2 protein-coding genes and 1 pseudogene are annotated in these 1,467 nt (G+C 53.2%); all 3 read right to left on the reverse strand.

Going from position 1 to position 1,467, the window contains the following annotated elements:
• On the reverse strand, positions 1-113 hold a 113-nt coding region (locus APU11_RS08715), incomplete at its 3' end, for a 4Fe-4S binding protein (RefSeq protein WP_001710386.1).
• Positions 114-123: 10 nt separating this feature from the next.
• A pseudogene (locus tag APU11_RS08720) lies at positions 124-1,158 on the reverse strand (molybdopterin dinucleotide binding domain-containing protein); the annotation flags it as partial.
• A 200-nt stretch (positions 1,159-1,358) separates the two neighbouring features.
• A partial coding sequence (locus APU11_RS26690; protein ID WP_131729156.1) for an IS3 family transposase occupies positions 1,359-1,467 on the reverse strand: 109 nt, incomplete at its 5' end.

Here is a 1,467-nt window from a genome sequence, read left to right on the forward strand (position 1 = left end):
CGGCGGAAGCTGACGTCCGGGGTCAGGTCTTTGTAATCCTTGCAGGCCAGCTCGCAGGTTTTGCACCCGGTGCAACGGCTGGAGTCAATAAAAAATCCATACTGGGTTGTCATCGGTTACTCCTTACGCCTTCTCGATCTGCACCAGATTGGTGTGCTGCGGGTTGCCTTTTGCCAGCGGTGACGGGCGATGGGTGGTCAACGTGTTGATGCATGAGCCGTGGTCGATCCGATCGCCGTTCATGTTGGCGTCGTGCCAGGCCCCCTGGCCCATCGCGCTGACGCCGGGCATGATGCGCGGGGTGACTTTCGCGGCAATGCGCACTTCGCCGCGGTCGTTAAACACGCGCACCATATCGCCGTTTTGAATACCGCGTTGTGCCGCATCAACCGGATTGAGCCACACCTCCTGACGGCAGGCGGCTTTCAGCACATCCACGTTGCCGTAGCTGGAGTGGGTGCGCGCCTTGAAGTGGAAGCCAAACAGCTGCAGCGGGTATGTTTTACGCTCTGGGGCATCCCAGCCGTCAAACGTTGAGGCGTACACCGGCAGCGGGCTGATGGTTTCATCTTTTTCCAGCTCCCAGGTGGCGGCAATCTCTGCCAGCTTGCTGGAGTAGATTTCAATCTTGCCTGACGGGGTTTTGAGCGGATGGGCATCTGGATCATCGCGGAATTTTTTATACGCCACGAAGTGTCCGTTGGGATCTTTGCGCTTATAAATGCCCATTTTTTTCAGTTCGTCATAGGACGGAAGCTGCGGATCTTTCGCCAGCATTTTGGCGTACAAATACTGCAGCCACTGTGCCTGTGTCCGGCCTTCGGTGAATTTCTGATGGATATCCGGCCCGAGGCGTTTCGCCACTTCGCTCATGATCCAGTAGATGGGCTTACGCTCAAACTTCGGCGCGGTGACGGGCTGCAGGAAAATCAGATAGCCCATATTGCCCGCATAATCGTTCGGGATGATGTCTTCCTGCTCGACGGTCATGAGGTCCGGCAGCAGGATGTCGGCGTATTTCGCCGAAGAGGTCATAAAGTTGTCGATCACCACGATGGTTTCGCACTTGCTTTCGTCCTGCAGAATATCGTGGGTCTTGTTGATGTCGGAGTGCTGGTTGATGATGGTATTACCGGCATAGTTCCAGATGGACTCCACTGTCAGACGGATGGACGGACTTGAAGTAGTTGACTCAACGCTACTTAAGGTCCTGATATGACTGACATTAATCATGATAACACTGTATATCCATCCAGTTTTTCCTCTGGGTCTCCCTATCTGTATCAGCAAGTCTACACCTCAAGCCCTGACACAAGGCTGACACAAATCAATCTACTCAGTGAATCGCCACGGATAATCTAGACACTTCCGAGCCGTTGATAATACTGGTTTTCATATTCTGTCGGTGACATCTGTTCGCTAGAACCATGCCGACGCTTACTGTTATAAAACATTTCGATGTAATCA

The organism is Enterobacter sp. 50793107 (genome assembly GCF_001463365.1).
Lineage (GTDB): Bacteria > Pseudomonadota > Gammaproteobacteria > Enterobacterales > Enterobacteriaceae > Enterobacter > Enterobacter cloacae.